The organism is Paenibacillus sp. FSL R5-0345, from assembly GCF_000758585.1.
Classification (GTDB): Bacteria; Bacillota; Bacilli; order Paenibacillales; family Paenibacillaceae; genus Paenibacillus_AQ.
Window position 1 is genome coordinate 4,014,225 of record NZ_CP009281.1, and the last position, 23,791, is coordinate 4,038,015.

The 23,791-nt window shown below is 43.3% G+C and carries 26 protein-coding genes and 1 pseudogene; 9 read left to right on the forward strand and 18 right to left on the reverse strand.

All coding sequences use genetic code 11. The features are described 5' to 3' along the window. Positions 1–182 precede the first annotated feature (182 nt). From R50345_RS17725 to R50345_RS17740, 4 genes are all read right to left on the reverse strand, one after another. On the reverse strand, positions 183–1,172 hold the full coding sequence (locus R50345_RS17725) for a glycoside hydrolase family 43 protein (protein WP_042128715.1): 990 nt from the start codon (positions 1,170–1,172) through the stop codon (positions 183–185). A 29-nt stretch (positions 1,173–1,201) separates the two neighbouring features. Then, positions 1,202–2,035, reverse strand: coding sequence for a carbohydrate ABC transporter permease (locus R50345_RS17730; RefSeq protein WP_042132268.1), 834 nt, complete (start codon positions 2,033–2,035; stop codon positions 1,202–1,204). A gap of 16 nt (positions 2,036–2,051) precedes the next feature. Next, positions 2,052–2,948, reverse strand: a complete 897-nt coding sequence (locus R50345_RS17735; RefSeq protein WP_042128717.1) for a carbohydrate ABC transporter permease — start codon at positions 2,946–2,948, stop codon at positions 2,052–2,054. 85 nt (positions 2,949–3,033) lie between these two features. Next, positions 3,034–4,371: an ABC transporter substrate-binding protein gene (locus R50345_RS17740; protein WP_042128719.1), complete on the reverse strand. Its 1,338-nt coding sequence runs from the start codon at positions 4,369–4,371 to the stop codon at positions 3,034–3,036. A 262-nt stretch (positions 4,372–4,633) separates the two neighbouring features. On the opposite strand from R50345_RS17740, the gene R50345_RS17745 reads away from it, so the two are divergent. Next, entirely contained in the window at positions 4,634–5,683 is a 1,050-nt protein-coding gene (locus tag R50345_RS17745) for a GntR family transcriptional regulator (protein WP_042128721.1), read from the forward strand. 275 nt (positions 5,684–5,958) lie between these two features. Here R50345_RS17745 and R50345_RS32465 read toward each other — a convergent pair whose 3' ends face one another. Both R50345_RS32465 and R50345_RS17750 read right to left on the reverse strand, forming a co-directional pair. Next, the gene (locus R50345_RS32465; RefSeq protein ID WP_081954124.1) at positions 5,959–6,327 is read right to left on the reverse strand and encodes an Ig-like domain-containing protein; all 369 of its coding nucleotides are present in this window, start codon (positions 6,325–6,327) and stop codon (positions 5,959–5,961) included. A gap of 16 nt (positions 6,328–6,343) precedes the next feature. Beyond that, complete coding sequence (locus R50345_RS17750; protein WP_042128723.1) at positions 6,344–6,757, reverse strand: winged helix-turn-helix transcriptional regulator; 414 nt, start codon at positions 6,755–6,757, stop codon at positions 6,344–6,346. A gap of 92 nt (positions 6,758–6,849) precedes the next feature. Here R50345_RS17750 and R50345_RS17755 point away from each other — a divergent pair, with 92 nt between their 5' ends. Further along, positions 6,850–7,323, forward strand: coding sequence for an SRPBCC family protein (locus R50345_RS17755; RefSeq protein ID WP_042128725.1), 474 nt, complete (start codon positions 6,850–6,852; stop codon positions 7,321–7,323). Between the two features lie 420 nt (positions 7,324–7,743). Here the strand turns inward: R50345_RS17755 and R50345_RS17760 are convergent, their stop codons facing one another. After that, the gene (locus tag R50345_RS17760) at positions 7,744–8,715 is read right to left on the reverse strand and encodes an aldo/keto reductase (protein ID WP_042128727.1); all 972 of its coding nucleotides are present in this window, start codon (positions 8,713–8,715) and stop codon (positions 7,744–7,746) included. Positions 8,716–8,808: 93 nt separating this feature from the next. Next, positions 8,809–9,561 (reverse strand): SDR family oxidoreductase, encoded by a 753-nt coding sequence (locus R50345_RS17765; protein ID WP_042128729.1) that lies wholly within the window; start codon positions 9,559–9,561, stop codon positions 8,809–8,811. A 149-nt stretch (positions 9,562–9,710) separates the two neighbouring features. On the opposite strand from R50345_RS17765, the gene R50345_RS17770 reads away from it, so the two are divergent. Then, positions 9,711–10,160 (forward strand): MarR family winged helix-turn-helix transcriptional regulator, encoded by a 450-nt coding sequence (locus R50345_RS17770; RefSeq protein ID WP_042128731.1) that lies wholly within the window; start codon positions 9,711–9,713, stop codon positions 10,158–10,160. A 306-nt stretch (positions 10,161–10,466) separates the two neighbouring features. Here R50345_RS17770 and R50345_RS32470 read toward each other — a convergent pair. Further along, positions 10,467–11,321 (reverse strand): annotated as a pseudogene (locus R50345_RS32470) (AraC family transcriptional regulator). Between the two features lie 643 nt (positions 11,322–11,964). On the opposite strand from R50345_RS32470, the gene R50345_RS17780 reads away from it, so the two are divergent. Continuing rightward, complete coding sequence (locus R50345_RS17780) at positions 11,965–12,717, forward strand: YdcF family protein (RefSeq protein WP_042128733.1); 753 nt, start codon at positions 11,965–11,967, stop codon at positions 12,715–12,717. Here the strand turns inward: R50345_RS17780 and ybaK are convergent. The 5 genes from ybaK to R50345_RS17805 form a co-directional block, all read right to left on the reverse strand. Beyond that, positions 12,706–13,179, reverse strand: a complete 474-nt coding sequence (gene ybaK / locus R50345_RS17785; RefSeq protein ID WP_042128735.1) for a Cys-tRNA(Pro) deacylase — start codon at positions 13,177–13,179, stop codon at positions 12,706–12,708. The genes R50345_RS17780 and ybaK overlap by 12 nt on opposite strands. Before the next feature lie 96 nt (positions 13,180–13,275). Beyond that, positions 13,276–13,527, reverse strand: a complete 252-nt coding sequence (locus R50345_RS17790) for a YolD-like family protein (RefSeq protein WP_042128738.1) — start codon at positions 13,525–13,527, stop codon at positions 13,276–13,278. A 185-nt stretch (positions 13,528–13,712) separates the two neighbouring features. After that, entirely contained in the window at positions 13,713–14,531 is an 819-nt protein-coding gene (locus R50345_RS17795; protein ID WP_042128740.1) for an SPL family radical SAM protein, read from the reverse strand. Continuing rightward, positions 14,528–15,061: a methylated-DNA--[protein]-cysteine S-methyltransferase gene (locus R50345_RS17800; RefSeq protein WP_042128742.1), complete on the reverse strand. Its 534-nt coding sequence runs from the start codon at positions 15,059–15,061 to the stop codon at positions 14,528–14,530. The genes R50345_RS17795 and R50345_RS17800 overlap by 4 nt, the downstream gene beginning before the upstream one ends. Next, a complete protein-coding gene (locus R50345_RS17805; protein WP_042128744.1) occupies positions 15,051–15,671 on the reverse strand; it encodes a bifunctional transcriptional activator/DNA repair enzyme AdaA in 621 nt (206 codons plus the stop codon). Before R50345_RS17805 ends, R50345_RS17800 begins: the two co-directional genes overlap by 11 nt. Before the next feature lie 74 nt (positions 15,672–15,745). On the opposite strand from R50345_RS17805, the gene R50345_RS32215 reads away from it, so the two are divergent. After that, positions 15,746–15,868 (forward strand): hypothetical protein, encoded by a 123-nt coding sequence (locus tag R50345_RS32215; RefSeq protein ID WP_269321958.1) that lies wholly within the window; start codon positions 15,746–15,748, stop codon positions 15,866–15,868. 15 nt (positions 15,869–15,883) lie between these two features. Continuing rightward, a complete protein-coding gene (locus tag R50345_RS17810; protein WP_042128745.1) occupies positions 15,884–16,423 on the forward strand; it encodes a MerR family transcriptional regulator in 540 nt (179 codons plus the stop codon). 111 nt (positions 16,424–16,534) lie between these two features. Here the strand turns inward: R50345_RS17810 and aspA are convergent, their stop codons facing one another. Both aspA and R50345_RS17820 read right to left on the reverse strand, forming a co-directional pair. Beyond that, positions 16,535–17,959 carry an aspartate ammonia-lyase gene (aspA, locus tag R50345_RS17815; RefSeq protein ID WP_042128747.1) on the reverse strand — a complete coding sequence of 475 codons (1,425 nt, stop codon included), beginning with the start codon at positions 17,957–17,959 and terminating at the stop codon, positions 16,535–16,537. Positions 17,960–18,300: 341 nt separating this feature from the next. Then, a complete protein-coding gene (locus R50345_RS17820; RefSeq protein WP_042128749.1) occupies positions 18,301–19,977 on the reverse strand; it encodes a hypothetical protein in 1,677 nt (558 codons plus the stop codon). A gap of 236 nt (positions 19,978–20,213) precedes the next feature. Between R50345_RS17820 and kduI the strand changes: the two genes are divergently transcribed. The 3 genes from kduI (at position 20,214) to kduD (ending at position 22,735) form a co-directional block, all read left to right on the forward strand. Next, positions 20,214–21,047, forward strand: a complete 834-nt coding sequence (kduI, locus tag R50345_RS17825) for a 5-dehydro-4-deoxy-D-glucuronate isomerase (RefSeq protein ID WP_042128751.1) — start codon at positions 20,214–20,216, stop codon at positions 21,045–21,047. Between the two features lie 132 nt (positions 21,048–21,179). Beyond that, positions 21,180–21,935 (forward strand): DeoR/GlpR family DNA-binding transcription regulator, encoded by a 756-nt coding sequence (locus R50345_RS17830; RefSeq protein WP_042128753.1) that lies wholly within the window; start codon positions 21,180–21,182, stop codon positions 21,933–21,935. Between the two features lie 41 nt (positions 21,936–21,976). Continuing rightward, positions 21,977–22,735, forward strand: coding sequence for a 2-dehydro-3-deoxy-D-gluconate 5-dehydrogenase KduD (gene kduD / locus R50345_RS17835; protein WP_042128755.1), 759 nt, complete (start codon positions 21,977–21,979; stop codon positions 22,733–22,735). Positions 22,736–22,780: 45 nt separating this feature from the next. On the opposite strand, the gene R50345_RS17840 is transcribed toward kduD, so the two are convergent. Continuing rightward, positions 22,781–23,215: a DUF5301 domain-containing protein gene (locus tag R50345_RS17840; RefSeq protein ID WP_042128757.1), complete on the reverse strand. Its 435-nt coding sequence runs from the start codon at positions 23,213–23,215 to the stop codon at positions 22,781–22,783. After that, complete coding sequence (locus R50345_RS17845; protein WP_042128759.1) at positions 23,215–23,742, reverse strand: hypothetical protein; 528 nt, start codon at positions 23,740–23,742, stop codon at positions 23,215–23,217. Before R50345_RS17845 ends, R50345_RS17840 begins: the two co-directional genes overlap by 1 nt. Positions 23,743–23,791: the final 49 nt, after the last annotated feature.

A 23,791-nucleotide genomic window follows, 5' to 3' on the forward strand; every position in this document is an offset into this window, starting at 1 on the left:
CTATACCGATCACCAAATAGTTAGTACAACATTACGTAATTCATCACTTCTATTGCATTGCAAACAAGTACCCATCGATTGGATGGGTACTTGTTTTTATTTCTAATTATAAAGGCTTCCCCGTGTACGACATAAGTTCAACTAATCCAATCCATTTAGAATTTTGTAAGGCGCTTGCAGATCTATTCGTATTGTACAGAACGTGCAAGTGCCGCAACAGAGCCGCGAAAATCAGGTCTACCGTCCTCCGTCCACAACAGCTCCGCTACAAATGTATGGCGATTCGGATCGTATAGCGGATCTCCTACAATATGCTTATACGTTCTTGCGTGGAACACAAACAGCGTCTTCTCGCCAGTCTCTGACACCGTGAAACTATTATGACCAGGACCATACATCGAGATGCTCTCATCAGTCGTGAGAACCGGTACTTTCGACTTGCGCCATGAGGCAGCATCGAGCAAATCCGAGTCCGCATCGGCTTCAAGCAAGCCCATGCAATAATTGAAATCAGTAGCGCTAGCAGAGTAAGTGAGGAATACCCGATTATCTTTGCGAACAAATGCCGCGCCTTCGTTCACTTTATACCCGATGATCTCCCAGTCATATTCGGGCATCGTAATCATCGTTTGCGCCCCAATCAACGTCCACGGATTGCTCATTTTAGATATGTAGAGATTAGAGTTGCCTTCGATTTCCGGATCCTTTTGTGCCCATACGTAATAGAGGCTACCATTGTGCTCAAAGGTAGTGGCATCGAGGGAGAAGCTTTCCCACGCGGTACGAACCTGTCCTCTTTCCGTCCAGCTGCCTTCGAGCGGATTTGCATTTTCATTCTCCAGTACATACATCCGATGGTCGAACAAGCCTTCTGTCGTTTCCGACGTATGCGCGGCAGCGAAATATACGTACCATTTTCCATCAATAAAATGCAGCTCTGGCGCCCAAATATTGGCGCTAAGAATGCCAGTCTCTCTCTTTCTCCAGATCACTATAGGAGCTGATGTAATAAGCCCTTCAAGGTCCTGTGCCCTACGGATTTCAATCCGATTATACTCTGGAACCGAGGCCACGAAATAATAATAACCATCTGAATGTCGGCATATAAAAGGATCAGCTCGTTGCTCGATCAATGGTTTAATGACGCGTAACTCCTCTTGTTGGACTCCCATCTTATCACCTATTTCATAAGTAATAGATACTAACCTTTAACAGCACCCGCAGTCATACCATCAATGAAATATTTCTGGAAAGCGATAAACAATATGAAGATTGGAATGATGGAGAAGAAGGAGCCCACGATCAGAAGGTCATAGTTATTCCCATAAGGAGTTAACAATGTTTTTAACCCGATTGGCAGTGTATATTTATTTTGATCTCCCAACACCATGAATGGCCACAATAGATTATTCCAGCTATTCATACCATTCAGAATGGCCATTGCCGCAAAGGAAGGCTTCATAATCGGCATAATCACTCTGAAATATATCGCATATTCGTTTGCTCCATCAACTCGCCCAGATTGAATAATTTCTTTGGGTATGCTTCTGAGATATTGCCTAAAGAAGAATATCGTCCCGGCATTAGCTATACCCGGCATAATGATTGCCGAATAGCTATTCACCATTTGCAAATCATTTATTAAGCTGTACAAAGGAACCAGCAATATTTCAAATGGCACCATCATAATGAGCAACACACATACAAAGAGGAAGTTCTTACCTTTGAAATCATACGCTGCAAAACCATATGCAACAAAAGCGCTTACAAACAGTGTTAAAGCAACCTGAATGATTGTTAACGTCATACTGTTCCAAAACCATACAAAATAATCATGTTGTCCAGTAAATAAATAGATAAAATTATCAAAACTCATTATTTCAAAATTCAAACTTAAGTTAAGACCATATCTTATTAAAGCTTCACCTGGTTTAAAGGAAGAGAGGGCCACTGCATAGAATGGAACCATAATTATAACGAATAGTATAATAAAGGTACTAATTATGACTATTCTAGCAATTAAGTTGTTCTTCATCTGACTAGTGTCCATTTTAATCCTCCTCCTTTTTGAACATTCCACTTAGTTTCAGCTGCGTTAAATTGATAATCATAGCAATGACTAATAGAACGATACCAACTGCAGCAGCGTAACCGAGCTTATTCTTCTCAATCCCTTGTCTATACAGATATCCGACTATAGTTAGGCCAATATTTTTCGGTGAATTGTTACCGTTAAACATCATTAAGCTCTCGGTAAACATTGCCAAACCTGCATAAACACTAATTGTCGTAACATATATCGTGGTCGGCTTCAATAATGGCATTGTAATCGATCTGAACTTCTGCCAAGCAGATGCCCCGTCAATTGAAGCAGCCTCATAATAATCATTGTCAATGTTTTTCAAACCAGATAGATAGTACAGCATATTAACACCTGTCCATCGCCAACATGCAAGAATTAATAGTGCAGCCATACTCCATTCTGCATCTTTCAAGAATTTAGTAGGCTCTACACCAAATAGACCTAGAAAACTGTTCATTAATGAACCATCCATTTCGCCGAATGTTAGGCGAAAAATAGTACCCGCCACTGCGACAGATGTCAATGCAGGAAGAAAGAACGAAGATTTAAAAAACTCCCTCCCCAGCATTAACTTACTGTTTATCATAACTGCAAATAACATTGGGAAAGGGATTAACAGCACTAAGGTTCCTAGCATGTATACAACGCTATTTTTAATAGCCGTCAAAAACACTTTATCTGTGAATAACTTCGAATAATTCGCTTCACCAACCCATTTTGGATCCTGTCCCAACATCCTATCTTGAAAACTCATTACAAATGAATTTACAAGTGGATAAGACCAGAATATCAAGAATATGATTATGAATGGCAACACAAATACATAAGGTGCAACCTTTTGAGAGTATACAAATTTCTTTATCATAATCCCACTCTCCCTTGACTATGACTAAACCTGCCGAGCACCATTCTTGCCGACAGGCTTAATCATAACCATTTACTTATTATTTTTATTTCAATTCTTGTTCAATTGCTGCCTGTGCTTCATCGAGAGCTTCCTTCACGTCTTGGCCATCTTCAAAGATCGCATTCAGAGTAACCGTATTGAGCACATTGCCGATCGTCGGTGAAGCTTTTACGGATTTGATAGCTCTAATTTCGTCTTTGATTTCATTCAAAGTATCAAATGCATTTGTTTTAAAATACTGGACGTATTCGTTATCTGGGTTTTTCGTTACAGCCTCATCTTTCCATACTTCCATATTGATTGGGTCAAATCCAAGTGTATTCCAGATTTCAGTAGTAGCTTCTTTCGAAAGCTTAGCAAAAGCTACAAACTCTTTTGCCAACTGAACGTCTTTACCAGTCTTAGTAACAACTGTGCCAGTACCGCCTAAGCCAACGGAACGAGGATTACCTTCTTCGAATACAGGCAATGGAGCAATTGCATACTTACCTTTAAGGTCCTTCATTTCGTTTACAAAGCGGGACATGTACCACTCAGGCATCAATGCGCTTGCGTAGTTGCCTTTGTTGTATTCGCCTTTTGCTTCTTCTGTGTCGGGTTGTCCGCCTGGGATCGTATGAATAACATTATTCTTCTGCAGGTCGACTAACATTTCAAAAGCTTTAATCATCTCAGGTGAGTTAACTTTTGGATTGCCATTTTCATCTGTAAAATCAGCGTTTTGCTGAGCAAGTAACAGCGAGGCTTGCCAAGTAGCGGATGTATCAGCAGTACCTAAGTACTTACCAGTCTTTTCATAAACCTTGATACCTGCTTGTTTGTAATCTTCCCAAGTTTTGATTGTCTTGTAGTCAACACCTGCTTGTTCGAGAATTTCCGTGTTGTAGAAAGCAAGCGTAGCACCTACGTGATAATCAAAGCCATAAACCTGGTCAGCTTTGGTGTAAATATCGACACGTGAAGGAACGACAACGTCTTTGTATGGTGCAAATACATCATTCAAAGATTCCAGTGGAACGTTGTCCCCTTCCAAGAATTTAGGGAATTGACCAAGCTCGATATCCGCAATATCAGGAGCACCTTTTCCGCTTGTAACTGCCAATAAGAGCTTGTTGTGCATATCATCGTAAGGCATAACCGTTACATTCAACTTAATCTGTTTGTCTGGATTCTGTTGGTTCCATAACCCCAGCATTTTATCCAAATGCTTGCCATGCAAATCTACGAATGTCCAAAATGACATTTCTGTTGCATTCTCACCGGCATCAGCGCCTAACTGCTGTGTTTCCGTTGATGAACTGGAAGACTTACTACATGCCGACAAAACTAGTGACATCATAAGGACTGTAACGATGGAGATTAATGTAATGCGTTTTTTCATTTGTTCGTCATCCTCTCTTTTTTTGTTACTCATTTGAGATGCTGGGTGACTGGTCACTTCTGTTAATTTAAGCGGTTTCAATACGTCTCGTTACCAACCTTCTTAACATGATTCTAACCTTTCAATGAAAAGACCCCTTCGTAAAAATTTCCTAATTCTGTATTGTAAGCGCTTTATAAATTGCATTATAATATATACGTAATATATTTTATATAACCAATTGATTATAAAATTCATTAAATTTTAAGGGAGATGTACTTATTTGAAAAAGTTGGTGCTCTACAAGCAAATTCAAGAAGATATTGTACAGAAAATTAAATCTGGGCAGCTCCGGCCAACGGACCGCGTCCCTTCTGAACAAGAATTAATGGACGAATTCAAAGTAAGTAAAATAACCGTCAAAAACGCCTTAACCCAGCTAGCTGATGAAGGATTAATTATACGCGTACAAGGCAAAGGCACATTCGTCTCTTCTAGCATTGATTCTCCATTATCTCCACACAGCGCGTCGTCCTTGCCGCTCATCGGCTTCATTATTCCGACGATGGTAACCCGTGTCATTCAGAAGCTCGTAGACTACACGGAACAATTCCTGTCTGAAGCTGGCCTCAGCATGGTACTAAGCATCACGCGAGAGTCCTCCTCTATCGAATCGAACGCCATTCGTACACTAACGGGGCTCGGTGTGAAGGGACTGATCGTTTTTCCAACAGAAGATGAGAAGTACAACGAATCACTACTGCGTCTGTCGCTCGATAAATTCCCATGTGTGTTCATCGACCGCTACCTGCGCAACATTGAGACATACACGATTACATCAGACAATTACGGCGGTGCGTATAAGGCTGTCTCTCATTTGCTATCCAAGGGTCATCATCAGATTGCGCTCATCTCACCTGAGAATGCCAATACAGCCATCGAGGATCGCACGCTCGGCTTCGAGAAGGCGTACACAGATCGAGGTATATCAATCGACAAGAGCTTGTGGTGTCACATCCCTCTCGACATTCTACGCGGTAAGCAAGCATTGGACTATGTAAGCGACTTCTTGCAGGGGCATAGTGGAATTTCGGCGGCTTTCTCCTTAACCGAAGAAACCGCACGCCTTACATCGGCTGCTATCAGCCGTCTGAACAATCACTCAAATATCGATTTGCTATCTTTCGATAATCCACATCTTTCATTCGTAGCTTATGTACAGCAGGATGAACAGGAAATGGCACGAACAGCCGTAAAGCTGTTACTTGAACAGATAGAGAATATTTATTCACCTAAGAACGCCGTCATTCCCGTGCAGCTCATCTTCCCCTAACTATTTCATTGGACTTTATCGACACTCTAGGAGCACCTTCAGTAGAAGTTGTCTTCTTTTGCGTTCCAGCGCATAGAGTATAACAATATATCATTAAGGTGCTAGCGGCCAAAATGGGAGATTCGCTCCACTTTGTTACGAAAACCGCTGATTCATACGGATGGAACCGATCTTCGGGTCGGGGAGTGAGTGTCAAGGAATCTCAGAGCATGACGATCATGAAGGAATATTCAAATGTCTCCAGGAACTCAATGAGGAAATGAATATGAAAATGTTTATATGAGCAAATAATTTTCTAGGCGCTGGATGGAGTAAGATTGAGTAGGGATGACATGCCGAGTGTACCGACTTGTACATCGACCGAGCCCCACCATAGTAGATTGTAAGATATTCATACTGATTTGAGAGCATATTTTATTCACGTTTTGTAGCCAACTATTTGTAGAATCTTTATAGTGACTATCGCCGCTGTAGCTTGCAGTAATAGTGTGATTACCAACCGTAAGATCTGACGCCTCATAGACCGCTAGTCCCGCTAGGAACAAACGACTTACAGAGGGAACTTCTGCTATAAACGAGACCGTCTTTCCATAATCCGAAAAAAAGTCTTTTCGTTCTACTTGTGGTACGGTTCTCCGTATCATAAATAGGGCGAAAATTTTAGAAAGTACAATCGTCGAAATTCCGCAAAAGGCGCTGCTTCAACCCTTCTTCGTTTGTTGTTAGCTCCTGCATGATTGGTATGCTCATATCGGTATTGGTATTGTATTTAAGACCCCAGTGCATAATGGCAAATACGACTGGAAACAGATCAAGTGCCTTTTGCGTTGGGCGAAACATCGTTTGTGCGCGGTTTGATTTGCCTTCTGTTTTGATGAGCAGGCCTGCTTCAATGAGCGATTGGAGCCGCGCACTCAAAATATTGGTAGAGATGCGCTCTGTTGAAGCAAGAAACTCGCGGTAATACCGCTTGTTATGGATTAGGACGTCACGAAGGATGATCAGGCTCCACGGGTCTCCCCATATATCGAGCGCATAGACGATGGGACAAACGGTTGAAGTTCGCTTTTTCATGAGCAAAATTATACTATTTGTACTTGCATTTTACAAGTACGTATTCTATACTCTGTTTGCAACTCAACAAATGAGCGAAGGAGATCACTCACATGAATCATAGTTACAGGACTTCTTTCATGGTAGATCAGAGCCCTGAGGAGGTATACGGCGCCATTAATAATGTCCGCGGATGGTGGTCAGAAGAAATTGAAGGCAAGACCGACGAGCTCGGTCAATTTAAGCATCACTACCAGGATATCCACCGTTGCACCCTCCAGATCACTGAACTCGTTCCAGGTAAAAAGGTGGTTTGGCACATCGTAGACAACTATTTCAACTTCATAGAGGACAATAGCGAATGGAAAGATACTGACGTAATCTTTGAAATCGTCAAGAAGGGCGACAAAACGGAGGTTAACTTTACGCACGTGGGGCTCGTCCCAGCGTACGAATGCTACACCGTCTGCTCGGACGCCTGGGGCTTAAACATCAATAGCAGCCTGCGAAGCTTGATTAGCGAGGGTATAGGCCAGCCTCAATCAAACGATCAAATCGTCGAAAAACACGGCCTGGAAAATGCATAGAAATATTCTTCTTTAGACAGAAAATAAAAACTCACCCTTTAGAGAGTGAGTTTTATTTTGATTCCATGCATGTGGCACGGACGAGTTGTTTATCCGCTGCATCCCTATCTTCCACCGACCCCCGCTTTATAAGCCCGATGTCGCCCATCCTTTCAATGACGTAAAAATGCAAAAAAAATCCATCGTATCTATTAACCCTTAGTGCTCTCGTACCCCACTGCCCCAATTACAAGCAACTTTCAGTATCTCCAAGACTTTCAGGCCAGAATTACGCCTTACTTATGATAAGGTTCACTATATCACCACAAAAGCAAAAGAACTCTTCATGAGAAATAGCATGAAGAGTTCTTCCCATAGAATGGAACATATAAGAGTTAGGCTTTGCATGATTAGCAGATGCACACCTTACTTGCGTCAAATTTATACAAATGGATGTGGAATATACAGTTCTTCTAAACGAGTAATTTCTTCAGAAGTCAATTTAATAGACAACGCCAAAACCGCATCTTCCAGATGGCTGATTTTGGTCGAACCCATAATCGGCGCTGTGACCTCTTCCTTTTGCAGCAACCATGCAAGTGCAATTTGTGCGCGCGAAATTCCCCGGTTAGCGGCAATTTCCATAACTCTTTCCGCGACTTTGCGATCAGCCTCTTCCGTTTTATTAAACAAAGCCTTTGCTACCTGGTCATTCTCTGATCGCGCGGTCTGCTCATTCCAATCCCGAGTTAACCGGCCTGCAGCTAAAGGCAGGTAAGGAGTGACGCCAACTCCCTCGTCTTTGCAAAGGGGGAGCATTTCTCGTTCTTCTTCCCGATAGAGCAGGTTTAATCTATTCTCCATGGAAACGAACCGTGTCCAGCCGTTGCGCTCTGCGACATGCTGAGCTTTCGCAAACTGCCATGCCAGCATGGAGGATGCTCCGATATATCTGACCTTGCCCGCCTTAACTAAATCGTGAAGAGCCTCCATGGTCTCCTCAATTGGCGTATTAGGATCCCACCGATGGATCTGGTACAAATCGACATAGTCTGTTCCGAGTCGTCTTAGACTGTTATCAATTTCGGTCATGATAGCTTTACGGGAAAGTCCCACAGCATTCGGACCTTTGCGCATCGGAACAAATACCTTTGTTGCTATGACGACTTCGTCACGTTGAGCAAAGTCCTTTAGAGCACGCCCGAGAATTTCTTCGCTTGTTCCGTCGGAATACATGTTGGCGGTGCTGAAAAAGTTGATGCCCGATTTGAGTGCCTTCTTAATGATCGGTCTGCTTTGCTCCTCATCCAGAGACCATGGAGTATTGCCGCGTTCAGGTACTCCGAAGCTCATGGTTCCAAGACTTAACCTTGAGACCTCTAACCCGCTGCGTCCAAGTTTTACATATTCCATTTGATTGCACACTCCTTAAGGATATTGGGAAGGCATTCAAGCCTTCAGGTTGTCTACACATATCTCCGTGAGCCAGTGCCACTCGAGACTACGTCACCACGGGAGTTGGCGTCTTTCGTTTGAGAATGTGCCCGTCGGACCGTCCTCGTTGAGGAGTGCAAGGCGCACGGGATGTCGCGCGGCTTGCTCGACGGTGCCCGTGCCCTCAAAGTTGTTGAGATCCGTCGCGGTGAAGCCCGGGCATACCGCATTGACCTTAATGCCTGTCGACTCGAGTTCAATGGCAAAGGCGAGCGTAATCGCATTGAGAGCCGTCTTCGAAGGGCTGTAAACGGCGCCGAACATCTTGCGATGTGAATTAGTCAGATTCGCGTTCAACGTCAGCGAGCCCGAACCGCTTGATACGTTGACGATACGCGCTGTCGGCGCTTCACGAAGGAGCGGCAGCATCGCTTGCGTGACGGCGATGACGCCGAACACGTTCGTCTCGAACACTGCTCGCACCTCTTCTAGAGAGGCTACACTTGGGCGCCCCGACTTCCCGACCTCCTCAAGAGGCCTGCCCGGCTGACCTTGGTGCGATATGCCCGCATTGTTCACGAGCACATCGAGACGACCGAGCTCACTCCGGATGCGCTCTGCCGCGGCGGAGATAGAATCATGATTTGTAACGTCGAGTTGGAGACTATGGGCATCCGCTCCGATACTCTTCGCGGCCGTCTCCCCTTTCTCGAGATTGCGGGAGCCGACAAGCACAGTGAAGCCGTGAGCCGTGAGATCTTTGGCGATTTGAAGACCAATTCCTTTATTGGCTCCGGTGACCAAGGCCACGGGTTTATCCTGCATAAGAAACAACTCCTTTAGTGGGGATTTACTGTTCGATACAGGTTAATACATCAACTTGGTAGTCGACAGTTTTCTCCGAGGTTGACACATCAACTCAGATACAGGCTAACACCTTGTGGTTGATGTGTCAACCATGATATTATACTTGCATGGATATCAAAAAAGTAAACGAAGATGAAATGCGAATATGGAATATGTGGAAAGGCTCCTTTAAACGAATCTTCGGTCGCGTTGTTAAGGAGCTTTCTGAACGTACAGGACTATCAGAAGGAGACTTTGGAATACTAGATCGGTTAATCCAATTCGGAGATGGCAAGCTTCGCCAACAGGAACTAGCCGACTCGATGAACTGGGATAAGAGCAGATTATCCCATCATTTGACGCGGATGGAAAAACGGGGCCTTGTTAAAAGGGGGCCATTAGACGCAGATCGTGGTGTACAGGTCATCATTACTTCTGCAGGAAAAGCAGCTTTGGATGAGGCCCTGCCCATCGTCTCAATGGCAATACGCAAGTATTTTCTGGATCAATTAACCGATCAAGACATAGAATCGATTACGAAGCTTGCGGAAAGAACAAAAAGCGACCCTAGCCTCTAGTAAAGCCTCGTTAACTTGATCTCTTCTCTGGGCACTATCCATGCTGTATATTCGAAAACGACAAGGGACTGAACCGGTCTTTCCCTTTATCTGTACCTCCAAGAAACACGCAGCAGCCCGTTTAATTCGGCTTTTCCGCCAGTCGTGGGTAGCTCACCCCCTTTTCGCCCTACTTATGATACGGTTCATCGCGCTAGGTGAAGGGGCAAGTTAAAGGGCCATCCTTTGTGGGAATGACCCTTTATTAATCTAGATTTGTTCAGTTGTTATCTTCGTTAACGCCTACATTTTGCTCGCATAAGAGCGTTATTTTTTCTTCACCGGTATCCAAATTTCTCCTGAAATATTCCCATGCCGTGCCATTCCATAATACATTTCGAAACTAGGGCCCTCAACCTGTTCGTATTCAGATGTCGGAAACCACTCAGAATAGATTCGTTGCCATAGATTTTGAATATCACATTGCGGCTCCGGAAAAATCGCCCACGTTAATGTTGGGACAGAAAGTTTTGTAAATCTCTCCGGAATTTCAAGACCCTTAGGTAAATGATAACAGATCATGTATTTGAAAGATTCTTTAGTGTGATCGTAAAGGGCGGCGTGTAACATGGTGTCACCAAAACGTCCCAATAAGTTGTTCATAAGATCAACGCTACCATCATCATCACATTTTATACGGAATTGAGGAACTTCAGAGAACGCTGTTTTTTGGTCTGCATTTATTAATCCATATACTCCAAACATCTCAAAAGAACCTCTTTGCTCAATACGTTAATTCAATTCGACATCCCCTTTTATTGAAATATGAAAGGACATTCGAGGATAGGCTTTTAGAGAAACGCCTGTATAGCGTGCAGATGTGGGCATAATACCATGAAGATTCTTAAAGGCCCGTGCAAATGCCTCCAGCGAATCATATCCGTATTTCATAGCTACATCAATAACCTTTGAGTCTGTTGTCTGTAGTTCGAATGCCGCCAATGTCAACCGTCGATGTCGAATGTACTCCGATAACGATACGCCAGTAATAAATGGAAACATTCTTTGAAAATGATAGGTAGAGCAACAGGCTCTCTATGCTATTTCATCAAATGAAATATTGTCCGCTAGATTTGTTTCGATATATTCCATGGCGCTATTCATCCTATCCAACCAATCCATCGTATTCCCTCCCTTCAACGTAATTTTATCGGAAATAAAAAATGAATACCTTGCAATTTCTGCACGAAAAAGTCAGCAAAAAACTTGCCCTTATTTAGGGTACGGTTCACCCCGATTTATCTTCACCGCGGTACTTCTGTTCCAAGCTCTCAGTGAATGAACCATAACATAATTCTCATCAGTTGTATGGTTGTTATTAAGCAGATTGCGGAGACCATTTATACAGCACGTTCTCTCATACACTTTCGTCCTGCATAGATTTCCTTCTCTATATCATTATGAAATTTAAGCAACAGTTCCTTCTTCAAAGACTCATTAGTTGTCTCTTTTAACTTAATAAATAATTTCAGTAAATCATAGGGTAGGAGAGATGAAAACTCATTAAATCACTCCTTTTATTTAAAATTTCGCTTGATATATCATTTAATTCCGCAGATACCATACCGACTAAAAGAGCGTATTTTACTATTTAACTATTTTATTGAAAGGTATCGACTAACAAAAAACGCCTTCTTTCGAAGGCGTTGATTAGGCTTGTCATCAAATAAAAAAAGACCGTTTCGGTCTTTTGTGCAACTTCGAACACCCCAACTCATGTTACAATACAACCTGAACTCATACTTTACGAAGGCGGTTGATACTGTTGATTTACATCATCAAATTTGTATACAGCTTTGTGCTTCCTCCAGGACTTTTCATCTTACTACTGCTCGGTCTTGTCATTTGGTTATGGAAAAAGGACCGTCGTCCTGCGCTTGTCCTGCTTGGCGTTACACTGCTTATGTATTTCTCCATGACTTCCTTAGTCAGCGATGCGTTAATCGGAGGGTTAGAACGAAAATATCCTCAACCGGATACATTACAAGGAGATGTCATCGTTGTGCTTGGTGGAGGTGCAAGCTCTGGGACACCGGATATTGATGGCGAGGGCAACTTATATGGATCAGCAGCGAATCGGCTAATTACAGCTGTACGACTACATAATTCGAGTGGTTTACCCATCCTATTCTCTGGTGGACAAGTCTTCTCCGACAGCGGCAATGAAGCGGATATCGCCAAAAGACAACTCCTCGGACTCGGTGTCCCCGAAGAGGATATCCTGACCGACAATCAATCTCTTAACACGGAGCAGAATGCTGAAAATACCGCCGCAATTCTACAAAAAAAGGGACTTAAGCGTCCTGTACTAGTCACATCAGGGTTTCATATGCCCCGCTCAATGCAGCACTTCAAGAATGTAGGGCTAACAGCGCAAGCTTTTCCTACAGATTATATCGCCAGCGCTGAATTTTCGTTGCAACCCTCAAAGCTCACTCCTTCGCCAGGAGCCATCTCCACTACAGGCACAGCCTTGAAGGAGTATTTAGGTCTTCTTGTTGCTCATCTATTTCATTAGATCTGTGAATTTAGCATTGGTTACCCCTGCAAGTAGCTGCGGTGATACATCCATTTGTTGACCAATTTTCCCGGCGCTAACGGCTATCGTTTCCTGACTTTCTGCGCTGCTATCAATGAACGTTGGATATAGCTTTTTCATACCGACTGGTGAACATCCACCACGGATATAACCTGTCCACTTCTGCAAGTCCTTGACTGGCAGCATCTCAATCTTCTTCTCTCCGGCGGCCTTGGCCGCCTTTTTGAGATCCAGCTCCTCAGCAACCGGTATAACAAATACATAAAGATTGGCTCCGCTATGAGCGACCAAAGTTTTAAAAACCGTCTCTACCGCCTTTCCAATCTTCTCCGCAACTGCCGTACCATGGATTAGTCCATCCTCATTGTCATACTCAAACACTTCATATCCAATTTTCTTCGCATCTAGCATTCGCATCGCGTTGGTTTTGGTTACTGCCATATTTGATCTACCTCTCTTTAATCTATTCGATACTATATGGTCAAAGAGGCCCCAAAGCCAACATGGCTCACAGGACCTCTTATTGCTGCGTTCCCATTAATCTCTGGGATAATTAATTTGCATAATATCCATAAACGGAACTTTTTCGATACCTTCGTTTTTACTGACGTGTACTTTTCCAGTCCGCGAATCCATTTCTACAATCGTTCCGCGCACCTGTTCTTCTTTTCCCCATACGGTTAATAAGATCTCAGAACCTTCTTGCTTGGCTTCAACTAACTGATTGCCTAGCTCCTCAAGTACAAACTCATCTCTCGTGGGCCGTTTGGCCACTTTTGCTTTTGCCACTCTACTCCTCCAATAAGCGATTACGGGTATTAAGTATACAAGCATAAACGCCTTCGATGTCCTTATAAGGACACCATGCGAATATACGAGAAATATAAGACATAAAGTATTGCGTGAATCTTATACGTTCTTATATTTTTAAATACTAAGTATGAATGCTCTCGTTTATTATATCATGTTTCAGTTTAAGGCTCGAACCCCTTCTGGCTCAAGAACAGCTCATCTTCTGAAAAAACACTCCGGAGTCCATCGTACACCCTACGATATGCCGCTGGATCATACCAATCTTCCAGTTGCAGCTCTTCATAAAGGGAATATATACCTAATCTTCGTGTACGTTTTCCCCCACTGCCATCTCCCATAAAATAATCGTCAATACAGACTCTATCCACGAGTTCCCTAAGAATCTCAGGAAAAGAAGTGCTGCTTGGCAATACCGGAGCGATGGTTGCTTGAACAGGAATGCCCGCATTACGCAGTAATTTCAGTGTCTTTAATCTCGCAGAAATGGGCGGAGCACTTGGTGTGAATTTTTTGCGAATATCTTCACGATCCGTCTCTACAGTCATACTCACACGAACCTTATCTCCTAAGCGTATTAGCAAATCCATATCTCTGCTTACGAGCGGACTACGCGTCTGCACGAATAAAAAATCAGGCAGATTCTCTACCATAACCTCCAATAAAGCTCTTGTTACTTGTTCCTTGTACTCTATCGGTTGGTAAGGATCTGTACTAGAAGACATAAAGATGGAGACCGGTCCTTTGGACTTTGCTTTTTGGAGTTCTTTGCGTAGGATAGCTGCAACTTCTTGTTTGACATCTACCCACATCCCCCATTCCTCTTTACGGAACAGTGAAACGGGCATTTGACGCACATAACAATATGAACAGCCATAAGTACATCCGGTATATGGATTCAAAGAATGACTGTATCCATTCAGATAACCCGTCCCTTTATTAAGTAAGGTCTTTGGGGTTTTGTACTGGATCTCATTCTTCATAGTTCTTGAGCAAGCTTCCCGCTCTCCAAATGAAGCAGCCTCGTCTTCATCTCTAATCCCCCGCGGTATCCGGTTAATGTCCCATTCTTGCCAATGACTCGGTGACAGGGCACCGTAATTAATATCGGATTCGCACCAATCGCCGTCCCTACCGCTCGTACTGCAGCCGGTTTTTGAATATATGTGGCAATGTCCGAATAAGACCACGTTTGTCCATATGGAATTTCACATAACGCTTTCCACACCGCAAGTTGAAATGGAGTCCCACGATAGTCAAAAGGAATGCTGAATGCCTGCCGTTCCCCTTGCAAATATTCGATCAGTTCCTGTACAAATGGAACCATTTTCTCATCGTCCTGCACCAGTTCACTTCCAGGAAATCTTCGGCTGATCCAGTCACTCATTTCTTCGAATGGCTTCTGCTGCGACCCCACATAACTTAATCCTTTCTCCGATGCTGCGATATAGAAGCTCCATTCCTTATAAGCTAGCAATGTCCAGTATATGATTGCATTTGGTCTACTCTCCATTTTTCTGTACCTCCAAGAATAATTCAGAATGATTCGTTAATTCTACTTTGTTAAGCTGTCGATACTGCGTTGGGGTGTGCCCCGTCTTTTTCTTAAATAAGGTAATAAAATACGACGGATTTGGCAGACCCACATGTGTTCCAATATCAGCTACAGCCCGATCCGTGGTAACCAAATATTCAGATGCCTGATCGATTCTCTTTTGCTGTATATAATCCACAGGAGTGATTCCCGTTATTTTCTTGAAGGTTCGATGCAGATGATAAGGGCTTCCATGACAGACTTCTGCCAACATTTCAAGAGTAAGAGGTTCCTGATAATGCTTGTCGATATATTCAGTCATTACAGCCACCCATTCCTTATCCGGCAGCCACTCACCCGTCGGTTTGCATCTTTTACAGGGACGAAATCCAGATTCTATCGCTTGTTCTGCATTTTGAAAGATACGTGTATTCTCTCGATTAGGTGCTTTGGACTTACAGGAAGGTCGGCAAAAGATTCCCGTAGTCTTCACAGCATAAAAGAATTTATCGTTATAAGCTGCATCATTTTGCAAAATCGCCTGCCATTGCTCCTCGTTCATCTTTTCCACATCTCCACTCCTATCCATACGCTTTACCTCTAAACCAAGTATACCCTGCTTCAGGGTTATCTGTACTCATTCTAGAATGTAAAAGCAAGATAGTGAAATACAAAAGTGGTGAGATTGCTCGTAATAACACTTTGTTTATCGAATCCGCACTTCCTTTGTCAACCGTGCAGGGAGCAGCAATTGAACAACGAATTACTCATAACAAGTCTACCTGAACTGGAGGAATCGAAATGGAAATTCTGAAAACAAAGGATGCCGCAGAGCTGTTGTCTGTTAGCCAAACAACGATCAAACGTTGGGCTGCTATGTTCCCTGACTTTTTTCCAAAGGACCGATTTGGCCACTATACATTCTCAGAGCAGCAAATTAGCTTGCTCAATCATATTAAAGATTGCATTAATCACGGAGAAGCACTAGAGGGTATTCAATTAACTGTCGCGAATGAGCATCAATTGTCGTCGTCACCGCAAGACCCACTTCATCCCACTGACGCTGAGCCTATGCAAGATATATTGTCCCGGATTCATTATATCGAACGTACACTCGATCAAAAAGCCGACGAAGTAGTCATGATACAGCTGCTTCAGCAGCGTGAAGAGCTTGAGGATCTGCGGATAATGATTAAACAATTAGCGGCATCCCTTGAACCCATGCAAGTTACAAAAGGAAAAACCTTCACACCTAATGAAGCATCCTATCCCGTTATCACTTCAAGATTACCCTCTCCACCAAGAAAGCGCGGGCTATTACGCTCATTCTTTTTCCTATAAGCCTGAAACGCAACGCAAAAGAACCTACTTCTAACTATCGTTGAAGTAGGTTCTTATTAAATAACGTAGAATACGGATGACAAAGGCAGTGACTAATGGTTAGGCAATCCCCTACTGTTTCTGCAATAAAGCTGAGCCTGCGATTCCCGGATGTGTCATTTCGTATGGGTCCAGAATCAGATTTAGCTCTTCCTCGGATAACACATTATACTTAAGGCACAATTCACGAACAGATTCTCCTGTCAAAATCGCCTCACGAGCAATACGAGAAACCACTTCGTAGCCCAAATGTGGGTTAACCGCAGTAATGATTCCGACACTCCGTTCCACATCCCGCTCTAGCTTCTCTTTATTGGCTTCAATACCAGCCAGACAGAAGTCTGTGAACACTTGGAAGGAGTTGTTCATGATGCTGATGGACTGAATGAGATTAAATACTAGAACTGGCTCCATAACATTCAGTTCCAGTTGACCCGCTTGGGAAGCCAGACAGATCGTATGATCATTCCCTATCACTTGAAAAGCTACCTGATTGATGACCTCTGCCATAACCGGATTGACTTTACCTGGCATAATGGAGGAACCAGGCTGGCGAGCAGGTAGTGAAATTTCATTAAACCCAGTCCGCGGGCCGGAGGCCATGAGTCGAAGATCATTAGCAATCTTAGACATGTTCATCATGCAGACCTTTAGGGCAGCAGATACTTCGGTGTATGCATCTGTATTTTGCGTAGCATCCACAAGATGATCTGCAGTAACTAGCGGCAATCCACTTATTTCAGCCAAATGCTCAACAACCACTTCGATATATCGAGGGTCAGCATTTAATCCAGTTCCTACAGCCGTTGCCCCCATATTCACTTCATACAAATGATGACGTGTATGTTCAATACGTTTGATATCTCTCTCAAGTACTCTGCGATAAGCCTCGAACTCTTGGCCCAGACGAATCGGCACTGCATCTTGTAGATGCGTGCGTCCCATTTTTATAACCGGATCGAATTCCTTGGCTTTGTCTGCAAACACCTCATGCATTCTGCGCATAGTAACAAGCAGTTGTTCCAGAAGAGAAAGCGTCGCAATATGAATAGCCGTCGGAAATGCATCATTTGTAGACTGCGCCATATTCACATGAGAGTTGGGACTTAAATGACGATAGTCTCCTTTTTCATGACCAAGCAGCTCTAATGCTCGGTTAGCAATGACTTCATTGGCATTCATATTTAACGAGGTACCTGCACCACCCTGTATAGGGTCTACAATAAATTGTTCGTGCCATTGACCTTCGATGATCTCATCTGCTGCTTTCACAACAACTTCTCCAAGCCCACGATAGAGCCTGCCGATTTCCATATTTGCAAGCGCAGCGGCTTTCTTTACGATCCCCATCGCTTTGATTAATTCATTGTGCACTCTATAACCCGTAATTGGAAAATTCTCTACTGCGCGTAATGTCTGAATCCCATAGTATGCGTTCTTATCTACTTGTTTGCTGCCTAGAAAATCATTTTCCACACGAAATTCAGTTCCTGTCACAGTAAATCCCTCGCATTCTTTGAGTTAGGTTTGAACGGATTTAAGAAAGCGCATTCATTCATATGTCTCACTTAGATATTAACCTTTATTGTGATAAATGTCTCTCATAAAATTAGAGATTAATGTAATTAATTTCAAATAAGATTACGAAAGCCTTGCCCTTAAAGGAAAGCTGGTTTTTATTAGGAGTAAATTTCCAAATGAAGCTATAGCATAGTATGTACACTAATTAAATTCTATTGCACTTCATGCCATCAAATCTCATCACATATTTACAAATTAAAGAGAGCCGACCTTAAGGTCGACTCCATCCAAACTTTACTCACAACTATGTTGAGTTATTAAACCGTATAGTTCTCCAAGGAAATCTTCACATCATTCAATACAGCTCGCGGTGGCTTTAACTCACTCTCGATACTCAATTGCAATCTATCGCCATTACTGGTCGTATAATGAGCCGCCAATCCGTCTTCCATCTCGAACTGCGGTTCATTGTGGGCCATAGCTATAACGAAAGCATCTAGTCCGATGATTCCAAGCTCCGTGGACTCCTTAACACCTATCGCTTCAACGATCACCCCACCCGGCTTTCCTTGAACGGTTACCTCAATATATCCCGAACGTTCCTGCAGTTGGTATGAATGTGATAAATAAATTGCGAAAAAGACCTCCCCAACCTGACCAAACAAGGCGTTCGGGTCTTGCATCCACTCCCCATGAGGGAGAACACCGATGATCGTATTCTTATCACCCTGAGGAATGGGGAATAATGAAATCACAACATTCTTATGATAGAGGACCTCCATATAACGACTCTGATGGCGTGGATCTCCCTCATTGTATCCTTCACCTGGATGGAAGAAATATAGCTGGTTGGACCCTTCTTCTCCACTCACAGGCAGGGAGAAAGCCCAACGGAGCTGCTCATTATCGAATTCCTCTACTCGCTCCCACATCCCGCCTGCGGCAAATTCCTCTGAAATATAGGCATAGGAATGAAGCAGCGGTTGAACGTTCGGATCTGCAGGAACTACTTTCCGTGTAAGCTTGGTAGCTTCCACTGGCGTCTGGTGATTCATTGCAGCTGTTAAAGCCTCTTCGGGTGCTTTATAGAAAAGGAGCCCAGCATATTCCGTGCGTGGCATTGCCTCTGGAAGCTTGAAGTCCCCGAACTGAACATAGTCATGCAGCACATTAGCGTCACCTGGTACGTCATGAGGCCAACCTCTTGAATGTGCCCCTACCCAAGCTCCACGCAAATAAAATGCTGCTCTGACATTCCAAAGATGATCAAGCATTTCTTTAAGAGTAATTACTAAATCCGTATCCTCTGCTGAGACAAGCTCCAAAGCACAGGTAAACGCTTGCACCCAATGCCAGAACCACGGAAGACTGCCGTATTCAGGCATACCTTTGGAGCGAATATACGCTAGCGTACTCTTCAGACTTTGCCGACCATCTTCAAGCAATATTTCGTCTGCGAACATCGTACCAAAAATCAGCTTTGCTGCTGTATATTTCGCTTCATGATGTCCAAAGGTTACTACCGGCTTACGGAAGAAATCACTCCGATAAATGTGCCCAAATGCTGTATTCAGGACAATACGGAGTTGCGCATTTAGTGATCCGCCATATTTTTTGCAAAAGTAAGCCATCAGACTCCCCATAATTTCCACAGGTAACTCGTGCGGCGATGCTTCACGTGGAATAGGATTCAAACCAAGTGGCCAGTGTCCGTAGAGCTCCGTACCGGCTTGTCGATTCTGAAGCAATAAAGTCTCCAGCAGCACATCCTGTGCCTTCTGCTTCGCTAGTTCACGATCGAAAGGTATCACCAGAGAATCATCTACTGCAGCTGCAAAAAGATACGAGCCATAATAAAAGTTATTTCGCACATCATCGTGGAACCAGAGTCCACTCTCCAGGAGAGGTCGCCGCTCCGCTTCCAATGCGATTTTAAAAATAATTTCTTGCTGACGCTCCTTATAACTACTCTGAATACCATTTGACTCCAGCATTCAAGTTCGACCTCCCATATCTCAATTCTCAATAGTATGACAATAACCCTACGAATGAGAACAAAGCATTTTAGCTCTATTGTGCACACTTTTTGTTCATTTTGCAATTACAAAAACCTAATAATAAACTAAAATGAACATAAATAATAAAAATTACACTTGTAAAATGAACTTAAATGGAGTAAATTGTACCTATACGAACGAAAAATATGCTTGTTAAGGAGATTGAATATTCCATGGAAAGACGTTTCGCATCCCATCCTAATGAAGTTAAGCAGTTTGACACTGAGCGCCTCCGTAAGGAATTCCACATTCCTGTCATTTTTGCACCTGATGAGCTAAAGCTTGTGCTTACACATGAAGATCGTATGATCGTTGGTGGTGCTAATCCTGTTAAAGAAGAAGTAGTTCTTACTACAGACCTTAAAGAACTTGGGGTTACTTACTTCCTCGAACGCCGTGAGCTGGGGATCATCAACGTTGGCGGTAAAGGGACGGTTGTTGTCGATGGTACAGAATATCAAGTGGATTTCAAAGAATGTCTGTATGTCGGTCAAGGTTCTAAAGATGTTATCTTCAAAAGTGCAGACGCTTCCAAGCCCGCCAAATTCTATTTGAATTCTGCACCTGCTCACCAGTCCTATCCAACTACCAAAACCACACTGGCCGAATCCGAATCCGGTGCGATGGGCGGTTTGGAGAACTCCAACGAACGTACCATTCACCGATTCATTCATACAAATGGCGTACAAAGTGCTCAGCTAGTTATGGGTATGACTCAACTGAAGCCAGGTAGCATGTGGAATACGATGCCAGCACATACACATCCACGCCGGATGGAAGCTTATTTCTATTTCGATCTACCAGACGATTCCGTTGTGTTCCACTTGATGGGAGAGCCTAATGAAACTCGCCATATCGTAATACAAAACGAACAAGCCGTTATTTCTCCAAGCTGGTCCATCCATAGTGGTGTCGGCACTCATAACTATACTTTTATCTGGAGTATGGCTGGTGATAATAAAAGATATGATGATATGGACCCCGTATCCATGAAAGAACTACAATAGAGACAAGCTAAAACGCCTTCGGCGTCCTTTTTAGGACGATAAGCGTTTGTGCGAGAATTATAAGGAAGAGTCTAGCGTGAAACTTAAACTTTCTTATAATTTTAATCAATTACGGAAAGCTGAGGCAAGCGGATGAACCCGATAAGACGACACGAGATGATTATGGAAGTTATGCTGAACCAAAAAGATGTAACGGTGAATGAACTGAGCGATAAGCTGCAGGTTACCGGGAAAACAATTCGTGAGGATCTAAGCAAGCTGGAGGAACAAGGACTGATCGTTCGTGTTCATGGCGGAGCTGTGCTGGCACAAAGTGACCAGTTTGGTATTTTACCCTCCAAGGATCCCCTGGATAAGTATTCCGACGAGAAAACGGAAATCGCCTTGCGTGCACTTGCTCATATTGAACAGGACGATATTATAGCTCTTGACGGTGGGAGCACAACGCTTGAAATTGCTCGACGCCTGGACAATATGCCTCTGACGGTAGTCACCAATGATGTATACATCATCAGCGAGCTGGTTCCCAAAGATCATATTCGCCTGGTCGTTCCCGGGGGTTACCGTGTCCGTAATATGTTGGCCGGCCCTGAAGCCGTCTCCTATGTGCAACAGCTTAATATTCAAAAAGCATTTGTGTCCTCTACAGCTGTTCATATTGAACATGGACTTTCCATATATACAGGAGATTTAATTGAGTTTAAGCAAGCCCTTGTGTCTACAGCCCGTAAGGTGTTCGCGGTTGTCGATCACCATAAATTTGGTCAAACTGCGCTACGTACATTTGCTTCTCTGCAGGAGGTTGACGTTATCTTGACAGATAATGGACTCTCCCCCGAGACGACAAAACAGTTCCGCAATGCCGGCGTTATCATTGAATGTGAGTAATAACGGAATCATATCCATTTAAATCAAAGGGGCGTAATTATATGTCATCATCATTATTCAGCTTGGCAGGTAAAACAGCACTCGTAACCGGTGCAGCGCAAGGTCTTGGACAAGGGATTGCCCTTGCCTTCGCAGAAGCAGGTGCAGATATCGCATCCGTATCTCTTAATACAAGTGAAGAAACCGTAAACGCTGCAAAAGCTTTTGGCGTAAAAGCGGTAAGCATCGAATCTGACCTAAGTGATCATAGCAACCTGCAAAACACATTTGACCAAGCCCTTGAACTGACCGGTCATGTTGACATTCTCGTGAACTGTGCAGGAATGATCCGCCGTACTCCGGCAAAAGACCATAGTGAAAAAGACTGGTTCGATGTAATCAACTTGAACCTGAACACAGTGTTCCTTCTGTCTCAGATCGCTGGCCGTCACTTCCTGGAAAGAGGATCCGGTAAAATCATTAACATCGCCTCTATGCTCTCCTATCAAGGCGGTATCAATGTTCCTGGTTACACCGCAAGTAAGCACGGGGTTGCTGGTCTTACTAAAGCTTTTGCCAATGAATGGGCAGGCTCCGGTCTAAACATCAACGCGATTGCACCAGGCTACATGGCTACTGAAAATACAGCTCCAATCCGTGCCGACCAAAGTCGTTCGGATGCCATCTTAGATCGTATCCCTGCTGCACGTTGGGGAACACCTGATGATCTTAAAGGTCCTGCTGTATTCTTGGCTTCCGCGGCTTCTGACTACTTGAACGGCCATATTCTTAATGTTGACGGCGGATGGATGGCTAGATAAATAACCTGAAATATTTAACCCGCTGCCTGTGGCAGCGGGTTATTTTTACTTAAACAAGCTTGTAATAGATTCCCCATCAAACTTACTTGTAATCTTAAAACCCCCGGAGTGATACTTATTGTTACTAGCAAGATCAATGATATGCAGAAAATTAGTGTCTGTGAGAGTCATTCCAAAACGCAAAGCTTTATTTACACGTATACTTATCCAATAGGTTTCCGTAGGTTTATCAGCAGTATTACTTCTTCTCAGTTTCACATCAGAGAACTCATGTATTATCTTTTCAATTTCTTTCGGATCCTCAACTTCTACTTGTTCATCATTTGACGATTTAAGAATCTCGATGGACGTGATTTCGGCTGTATCGATTCGATCTAAAATAATATTTTTAAATGAATTATAACTGTGATATAACGTAATGCTCCAAAAGCCAATAATGAATACTACAAGAAACACGATGTACGGATTAGTTTTTTTCATTAATCTGAGCCCTCTATCTGCACAAATTCTCCAGGATGTGCCCGAATATACTCGCCAATCAGTCTGTGGCTATCTTCGGCTATGTTCTTAAATCGTTCAAATAAACCACTCATCTCTCTCAACAACTCAGGGTCACGATCGAGATCCGTGATGGTAGCATCAACCCACTGTATTCCAAGACGATTGTTTCTTTCTTCGAGAAATACCTTTGTTTCCTGAAGCAAAAGAATCATCGGATCATCGCCAAAAAATCGTATGCCACCCATCACCCCTGTCCAATACCCCGGCAGGTCTTGCATGTAAGAAATCCAAGCATAATATTCCCCTTCGGAATTACGGCTGTGATCATGCATTACTCTGAACATACAAAGAGCTTTCTGTCCATCTGTGAGCTTGGAGATCACTTCGGATTTGATCGATGGTGATTTTGCGCGAATCTGCTGAAAGGTAGGCTCCATACAGGCCCATCCTAGTCTTTCATCACTTAAAGTGTCCAAATCCTTCTGCTTCATGGTTACTAAATTCATTTAACTCCTCCTTTGATTAACATCCAAAATATACATATCATTCTAGATG

Excerpts from the sequence above, each read along its gene's own strand:
- R50345_RS17795 (WP_042128740.1), bottom strand. The coding sequence starts at position 14,531 with ATGAAGAATGAGATCCAGTACAAAACCCCAAAGACCTTACTTAATAAA.
- R50345_RS17805 (WP_042128744.1), bottom strand. The coding sequence starts at position 15,671 with ATGGATAGGAGTGGAGATGTGGAAAAGATGAACGAGGAGCAATGGCAG.
- R50345_RS17830 (WP_042128753.1), top strand. The coding sequence starts at position 21,180 with ATGAACCCGATAAGACGACACGAGATGATTATGGAAGTTATGCTGAAC.
- R50345_RS17820 (WP_042128749.1), bottom strand. The coding sequence starts at position 19,977 with ATGCTGGAGTCAAATGGTATTCAGAGTAGTTATAAGGAGCGTCAGCAA.
- R50345_RS32465 (WP_081954124.1), bottom strand. The coding sequence starts at position 6,327 with ATGATACGGAGAACCGTACCACAAGTAGAACGAAAAGACTTTTTTTCG.
- ybaK (WP_042128735.1), bottom strand. The coding sequence starts at position 13,179 with ATGGCAGTAACCAAAACCAACGCGATGCGAATGCTAGATGCGAAGAAA.
- R50345_RS17735 (WP_042128717.1), bottom strand. The coding sequence starts at position 2,948 with ATGATAAAGAAATTTGTATACTCTCAAAAGGTTGCACCTTATGTATTT.
- kduD (WP_042128755.1), top strand. The coding sequence starts at position 21,977 with ATGTCATCATCATTATTCAGCTTGGCAGGTAAAACAGCACTCGTAACC.
- R50345_RS17760 (WP_042128727.1), bottom strand. The coding sequence starts at position 8,715 with ATGGAATATGTAAAACTTGGACGCAGCGGGTTAGAGGTCTCAAGGTTA.
- R50345_RS17810 (WP_042128745.1), top strand. The coding sequence starts at position 15,884 with ATGGAAATTCTGAAAACAAAGGATGCCGCAGAGCTGTTGTCTGTTAGC.
- R50345_RS17765 (WP_042128729.1), bottom strand. The coding sequence starts at position 9,561 with ATGCAGGATAAACCCGTGGCCTTGGTCACCGGAGCCAATAAAGGAATT.
- R50345_RS17740 (WP_042128719.1), bottom strand. The coding sequence starts at position 4,371 with ATGAAAAAACGCATTACATTAATCTCCATCGTTACAGTCCTTATGATG.
- R50345_RS17755 (WP_042128725.1), top strand. The coding sequence starts at position 6,850 with ATGAATCATAGTTACAGGACTTCTTTCATGGTAGATCAGAGCCCTGAG.
- R50345_RS17725 (WP_042128715.1), bottom strand. The coding sequence starts at position 1,172 with ATGGGAGTCCAACAAGAGGAGTTACGCGTCATTAAACCATTGATCGAG.
- kduI (WP_042128751.1), top strand. The coding sequence starts at position 20,214 with ATGGAAAGACGTTTCGCATCCCATCCTAATGAAGTTAAGCAGTTTGAC.
- R50345_RS17750 (WP_042128723.1), bottom strand. The coding sequence starts at position 6,757 with ATGAAAAAGCGAACTTCAACCGTTTGTCCCATCGTCTATGCGCTCGAT.
- R50345_RS17770 (WP_042128731.1), top strand. The coding sequence starts at position 9,711 with ATGGATATCAAAAAAGTAAACGAAGATGAAATGCGAATATGGAATATG.
- R50345_RS17840 (WP_042128757.1), bottom strand. The coding sequence starts at position 23,215 with ATGAAAAAAACTAATCCGTACATCGTGTTTCTTGTAGTATTCATTATT.
- R50345_RS17800 (WP_042128742.1), bottom strand. The coding sequence starts at position 15,061 with ATGGAGAGTAGACCAAATGCAATCATATACTGGACATTGCTAGCTTAT.
- R50345_RS17730 (WP_042132268.1), bottom strand. The coding sequence starts at position 2,035 with ATGAAGAACAACTTAATTGCTAGAATAGTCATAATTAGTACCTTTATT.
- R50345_RS17845 (WP_042128759.1), bottom strand. The coding sequence starts at position 23,742 with ATGAATTTAGTAACCATGAAGCAGAAGGATTTGGACACTTTAAGTGAT.